Raw genomic sequence first — 6,178 nt, 5'->3', positions numbered from 1 at the left:
CCCAGGGGCCCGCCTGGGCCCCGAACCCGGAGGTCTTCGTCCACGAGGCGGCCCAGTGGCTGTCGGACGCGACGGACGAGCTGCCCATTCCCGTGCCGGTCCCGGAGACGTCGCCGGGAGTCGTGCGGGGCCACGTGCTCCTGGCGGACGACAACGCGGACATGCGCGACTACATCCGGCGGTCCCTGGAGGGCCGCTTCACGGTGACGGCCGTGGCGGACGGGCGCTCCGCGCTGGACGCAGCGCGGGAGCGTCCACCGGATGTGGTGCTGTCGGACGTGATGATGCCGGGGCTGGATGGCTTCGGCCTGCTGCGCGAGCTGAAAGCGGATCCGCGCACGGCCCACATCCCCGTCATCCTGCTGTCCGCGCGCGCGGGCGAGGAGGCGAAGGTGGAGGGCCTCAACGCCGGCGCGGACGACTACCTGGTGAAGCCCTTCGGCGTGCGCGAGCTGGTGGCCCGCCTGGAGGGGACGGTGAACGCCGCGCGGGCTCGCGCCCAGCGGGAGGAGCTGCTCCAGGCCCTCCAGCTGTCGGAGACGCGCTACCGGCTGGCCACCCGGGCCACGAAGGACGCCGTCTGGGACCTGGACATCCGCACCCAGCAGCTGTCCTGGAGCGAGGGCATCCACACGCTCTTCGGCTACCCGGTCGGCTCGGTGCCCTCCGGGCTGGACTGGTGGACGGACGCCGTCCACCCGGAGGACCGCCAGCAGGCCATCGAAAGCCTCCACGCCATCGCGGACGCGCCCGAGGGCAGCGACTGGCGCGCTGAGTACCGCTTCCGCCGGCAGGACGGCACCTATGCCCAGGTGGAGGACCGGGGTTGGGTGGTGCGCGATGCCACCGGCACGGCGATCCGCATGGTGGGCGCCATGCAGGACGTCACGGAGCGCAAGGCCGCGGACGACGCCCTGCGCCGCAGCGAGGAGGAGTTCCGCACGCTCGCGGAGGCGCTGCCCGAGGCCGTCTTCGTCACCACCCCGGACGGCGCGTTCACCTACGTGAACAACGTGCTGGCGGAGCGGACCGGCGTGTCCGCGCAGGAGTTCCTGGACCGGGGCTACCGGCGCGTCATCCACCCCGACGACATGGCCCCCAGCGGCAAGATCTGGATGGATGCGCTGGAGCGCGGCGAGCGCTTCCAGGCCGAGCACCGGGTGCGCTACCGGGACGGGCAGTACCGCTGGCACCTGGTGCGCGCCCTGCCCGTCCTGGACGCGGAGGGCCGGGTGGTGAAGTGGGTGGGCACCTCCATGGACGTCCACGAGCTGCGCCAGGCCCAGGCCCAGCAGCAGCAGCGCGCGGACTTCGAACAGCAGCTCATCGGCATCGTGAGCCACGACCTGCGCAACCCCGTGAGCGCCATCCTCCTGGGCGCCGCCAGCCTGATGCGCCGCGAGGAGCTGGACGAGCGCAGCACCAAGGCCGTCAGCCGCATCCAGTCCGCCGCGGAGCGGGCCCACCGGATGATCCGCGACCTGCTCGACTTCACCCAGGCGCGCCTGGGCGGCGGGCTGCGCATCCAGCGCCGCCCGTCGGATCTGCATGAAATCGTGGACGGCGTGCTGGAGGAGATTGAAGCCACGCACCCGGACCGGGAGATCCGCCGGCGCCGCGGCGGCAGCGGCCTGGGCGAGTGGGACCCCGACCGGCTGGGGCAGATGGCCCAGAACCTGGTGACCAACGCGCTGAGGTACAGCCCCCGGGACACCGCCGTCCTCGTGGAGACCTACGGCACGGACGACGCCGTGACGCTGTCCATTCACAACGAGGGAGCCCCCATCCCCCCGGAGCGGCAGGGCCTGCTCTTCCAGCCGCTGCAGCGCGCCAGCGGCGAGGTCGACCACGGCAGCCGGAGCATCGGCCTGGGGCTCTACATCGTGAAGCAGCTGGTGGAGGCCCACGGCGGCACCGTCACCGTGACGTCCACCGCCGAAGCGGGCACCACGTTCACCGTTCGGCTGCCCCGCCACGTCCCGGCGGCGGTCGAGGTCCCCGCGAGCCGGTAGCGCCCGCCGGGGCAGCGCCCCAAAAGCAAAAGGCCCGCGAGATTTCTCTCGCGGGCCTCTCTCAAATCAGTGTGGAGCTAACCGGGATCGAACCGGTGACCTCTTGAATGCCATTCAAGCGCTCTCCCAGCTGAGCTATAGCCCCTTCTTTGCTGCGTACTGCCCGGTCCGCCGTGGGGGGCGGTCCGTGCCGTGAGGCGGCGCGACTTCTACGGCTTCTTCGTTCCCGATGCCACAACTTTTTGCGGCTTCGCGACGCTTTTTACCTTCAAACGGTCCGCCACTTCTTCTCCTTCCCGGAGCAGGTCGGTGAGGGACGCGGCGTGATCCGCCGCCGCCTTCTCCGCCGCCGCGATGGACTGGAGCAGCCGGGCGAAGCTCGGGGGCAGCTCCAGCCGGCCTGCCTGCACGGCCTGCCAGACGGCCTCGCCCAGCTCGCGGTGGGTCTGCTCCTTCTTGTCCTTGAGGAAGGCCGCCTTGCCGTTGGCCCGCGCCAGCTCCGTGTTGCGTTCAACGGCCTCCCGCAGCTTGGCCAGCTTGGCCTCGGCCGCCTGGAAGGCCTCGTTGATCTGCTGCATGACTTCGGACTGCTTCGGATCTGCCGCCACGGCTGTCACCCTCGGGAGAGGAGAAGGTCGTTCGTGCGTAGCGTGGCGGCTCGCCGACTGTCAACCCGCCTTGCGGACCAGCCGGGCGGCGAAGAAGCCCCCGCCGGGGACCCGGGGTGGCAGGGCGCGCAGGTAGGGGCCGTCCACCCCCACCTGGAGTTCCGGCGCCCACTCCTCCCCCACCGGCTCCAGGGCGAAGCCCGGGTGCTTCTGGAGGAAGCCCTCCACCACCGCGTCGTTCTCCTCCGGCAGCACGGAGCACGTGGCGTAGACGATGCGCGCTCCGGGCTTCACCTGCGCGGCTACCTCCGCGAGCAGCGTGGACTGCGTGGCCTGGAACTCCGCGATGGCCTTCGCGGACAGCTTCCACTTCTGATCCGGCTCGCGCGCCAGGGACCCCGTGCCGCTGCACGGCGCGTCCACCAGCACCACGTCCACCGCGTCCAGCGGCACCGGGTGCGGGAACGCCACCTGCTTGAGGCCGAACTCGCGCACCCGGTCGCGCGCGTCCGCGAGCCGCCGCTTGGAGCGGTCTCCCGCGAGCACCTTCCCCTTCGCGCCCACCAGGTCCGCCAGCCCCAGCGTCTTGCCGCCGGCCCCCGCGCACACGTCCGCCACGGCGAGCCCCGCCAGGGTCGCCCCGGGCGGCAGGCACGCCAGGACGATGAGCTGGCTGCCCACGTCCTGCACCTGGAGCCGCCGGGCCTTCATCGTCTTCGACTCGAAGATGCGGTGGCTCGCGTCCGCGACGCGCAGCGCGTCCGGCGCGCAGGGCACGGCCTCCGCCGCCACGCCCTCCTCCGCCAGCGCCGCGAGCACCGCGTCCCGCGTCCCCGGAGGCCGCGCGCGGAAGTGCAGCGAGGGCTCCTCGTCCAGCGACGCCATCAGCCCCGCGAGCGTCCCTTCCGGATACACCTGCGACAGCCGCTGCGTGAGCCACCCCGGGAACGAGTACCGGGTGGCCAGCCGCTCGACGACGGACTCCGGGCCCTCCGCCGGGGGAGGCTCCGCGAGGGGCTTCGTGACGAGCCCCTCCAGCACCGCGTCATGCAGCGTGCGCGGCCGCACCGGCCCCGGCAGCTTCACCTCCGGCCCGATGCGCGCCCAGCCCTCGCCACAGAACAGGCGCCGCCAGAGCGTGTAGCGCACCAGCGCCTGGTCCTCCGTGAGCACGTGCTTGCCGGGCGAGTGCCCCAGCTGCCGCGCCGCCAGGTCCAGCAGGCGCTGGTGCCGGGACAGCTCGCGCGCCGCCATGGCCACGAAGCGCCGCTCCTGTCCGCCCAGCCCCTCCGCCTCCCGCAGCGCGGTGGCGAGCGCGGCCTTCAGCGGCTCGCCCTTGAGGACGGCGATGTGCGTTTCCAGCGCCGCGGTGGCCGCGCGCCGGGACGGACGCCCCAGGCGTGACGGCTCATGCGGCGTGGGCCAGAGAGGGATGTCCACGGGTGACCTCGTCGCCTAGCCGCGCAGCGGCACGCACACGGCCAGCGCACCGGCCCGCGTCTTCAGCCGGGGCGCCGCGCCCTGCGACAGGAAGAGGTAGCAAGGCGCGGCATAGCGCTCCCCGTCCAGCTCCAGGTCGCCCTCCACCAGGAGGACGCCGTGGGCATCCTGGGGACGGCTCCAGGGAAGGGAGGCCTCCGGTGAGAGCCGCAGCCACATCCGGGCGCTGTCCGGGGTCGCCCCCGCGCAGCGCACCCCGGGCGAAGGCTCCGTCCAGTCCGGCGCATCCCCGGATAGGGGCTCCCCGGCCGCGGCGACCACCTGGCGCTTGAGCTCCAGGAAGCGCTCCACCAGCCCCAGGATGTCGTCCACCTGGAAGGGCTTGATCAGCAGTGCGTCCGGCTCCGAGGGGTGCAGGACCTGGGCGACCTCGTCCGGGCCGGCGGCGCTGACAATGGCCACCGGGTGACGCTGGCGGCGCGCGGCCTCCAGGACGCCCCGGCCGTCCGTGTGCCCGCCGGCGATGCGCATGTCGGTCATCACCAGCTCGAAGCGGTCCGCCTTCAGGGCGCGCAGCGCTTCGTCGAGGGTGCCCACCGCCTGCACGTCCGCCAGCTCGGAGACCAGCTCCCCCATTCCTTCGCGGAGGCTCGGATCATCCTCGACGAGCAAGACCTTCATCGCGTCTTCCAGCGCGGCGGACAGGGGAGCGCTTTCACGTTCGGGCGGCCCGGAAGACGGCATCTCGGGCGCCGGGTCTGCGTTTGAGGATGGCCCTCCCCGGACTCGAACCGGGACGCGGGGTCAGCCGCAGCGGATTTTGAGTCCGCCTCGTCTACCAATTTCGACAGAGGGCCCCTTGGGTGTGAGCGAGGCGGCCGAACGTATATCGCGCCTTCGGTTCGTGTGCATCCGAAGATTGCGGTGGTCCACGCACACCGCTAAAGGGGCAGCGCATGTACAACCTCCTCATCTCCCTGGCCGTCGGGCTGGCGGTCGGCGTGCTGGTGAAGTTCGCCGGCGGCTTCTCCTGGTGGGCCGGCATCGTGCCCGGCGTCATCGTCTTCTTCGCCACCTACATCGTGCTCGCCCGCCGGGTCTCCACCCGGGTCCAGGCGCTGATGACGACGGTGCAGAATGATCTCCAGGGCCAGCCCGCCAACCAGAAGGAAGCCCAGGGGCGCGTGGACCGGGCCGTGAAGACGCTGGAGCAGGGCCTCGTCTGGGACAAGTGGCAGTTCCTCATCGGGCCGGAGCTCCACGCGCAGATCGGGATGCTGAAGTACATGGTGAAGGACCTGGACGGCGCGAAGCCCCACCTGGAGAAGGCCAGCGGCCGCAACTACATGGCCAAGGCCATGGAGGGCGCCCTGCACTTCCGCCGCAACGACGTGCCCGCCATGAAGGCGTCCTTCGAGGCCGCGGTGAAGAGCGGCAAGAAGGAATCCATCGTCTGGGCCGTGTACGCGTGGTGCCTCCTGCAGCTGAAGGACAAGGACGGGGCCCAGCGCGTGCTCGCGCGCGGCGTGGAGCAGAACCCCTCCGACGAGAAGCTCAAGGGGAGCCTCGCCCAGCTGCAGAATGACAAGCGCCTGAAGATGAAGCCCTACGAGCCGCTCTGGTGGCAGTTCGGCCTGGAGGCCCCGCCGGTGATGCCGCCCATGGGCGGGCGCCGCGTGCAGTTCACCCACCGGCGCTGAAGTTCCGGGGGAAGTGATGGCCCGGCGCCACCGCAATGGCGCCCGGGTCCCCTTTCGCGGCCCGCCGCGATCCCGTCGATGGCGCCGCTTCGCGCGCGCTTCCGGGGAGTTTTCAACGGATCAGCCGCTCCACCCCCCTTCCGGATGACCCTCCGGAGCGGCCCCGCGTCGGCAATTCCTACCGTGCGCGCCGCACCGACGCTGCAACGTCTTCCGGTCGCCTTGTTGGCTGTCGCGCCGACCCTCATGCAACCCCCTGAAAAGAGGCCGGCCGCCGCGTGAGTCGCGGGGCACAGGGCTTGCTCTCGGGCAGGGACACGCGGGCGACCGGGGCGGCTGGTTCCCAAAGCCCCCGCGGAGGCGGACGGGCTTGGCAGCCGGAGGTCTCGGGTGAAGTTTGGATGGGCTGTCTCTTATA

5 protein-coding genes and 2 tRNA genes are annotated in these 6,178 nt (G+C 71.8%); 2 read left to right on the top strand and 5 right to left on the bottom strand.

Features of this window, described 5'->3' with window-relative positions; genetic code table 11:
• On the top strand, positions 1-2,012 hold a 2,012-nt coding region (locus D7W79_RS37335), incomplete at its 5' end, for a hybrid sensor histidine kinase/response regulator (protein WP_120530037.1).
• Positions 2,013-2,084: 72 nt separating this feature from the next.
• Here D7W79_RS37335 and D7W79_RS37330 read toward each other — a convergent pair.
• The 5 genes from D7W79_RS37330 to D7W79_RS37310 all read right to left on the bottom strand — a co-directional run bounded on the left by D7W79_RS37330 (position 2,085) and on the right by D7W79_RS37310 (position 4,917).
• Positions 2,085-2,157 (bottom strand) — tRNA-Ala (locus D7W79_RS37330).
• 64 nt (positions 2,158-2,221) lie between these two features.
• The gene (locus D7W79_RS37325; protein ID WP_120530036.1) at positions 2,222-2,620 is read right to left on the bottom strand and encodes a hypothetical protein; all 399 of its coding nucleotides are present in this window, start codon (positions 2,618-2,620) and stop codon (positions 2,222-2,224) included.
• A 60-nt stretch (positions 2,621-2,680) separates the two neighbouring features.
• Complete coding sequence (locus D7W79_RS37320) at positions 2,681-4,060, bottom strand: RsmB/NOP family class I SAM-dependent RNA methyltransferase (RefSeq protein WP_244222187.1); 1,380 nt, start codon at positions 4,058-4,060, stop codon at positions 2,681-2,683.
• Between the two features lie 15 nt (positions 4,061-4,075).
• Positions 4,076-4,741 carry a response regulator gene (locus tag D7W79_RS37315; protein ID WP_120530035.1) on the bottom strand — a complete coding sequence of 222 codons (666 nt, stop codon included), beginning with the start codon at positions 4,739-4,741 and terminating at the stop codon, positions 4,076-4,078.
• 90 nt (positions 4,742-4,831) lie between these two features.
• Positions 4,832-4,917 (bottom strand) — tRNA-Leu (locus D7W79_RS37310).
• Between the two features lie 99 nt (positions 4,918-5,016).
• Here D7W79_RS37310 and D7W79_RS37305 point away from each other — a divergent pair.
• Positions 5,017-5,760, top strand: a complete 744-nt coding sequence (locus tag D7W79_RS37305) for a tetratricopeptide repeat protein (protein ID WP_120530034.1) — start codon at positions 5,017-5,019, stop codon at positions 5,758-5,760.
• Positions 5,761-6,178 lie beyond the last annotated feature (418 nt).

Source organism: Corallococcus exercitus (genome assembly GCF_003611585.1).
GTDB classification, from domain to species: Bacteria; Myxococcota; Myxococcia; order Myxococcales; family Myxococcaceae; genus Corallococcus; species Corallococcus exercitus.
This window is presented reverse-complemented; position numbering and strand designations above follow the sequence as displayed.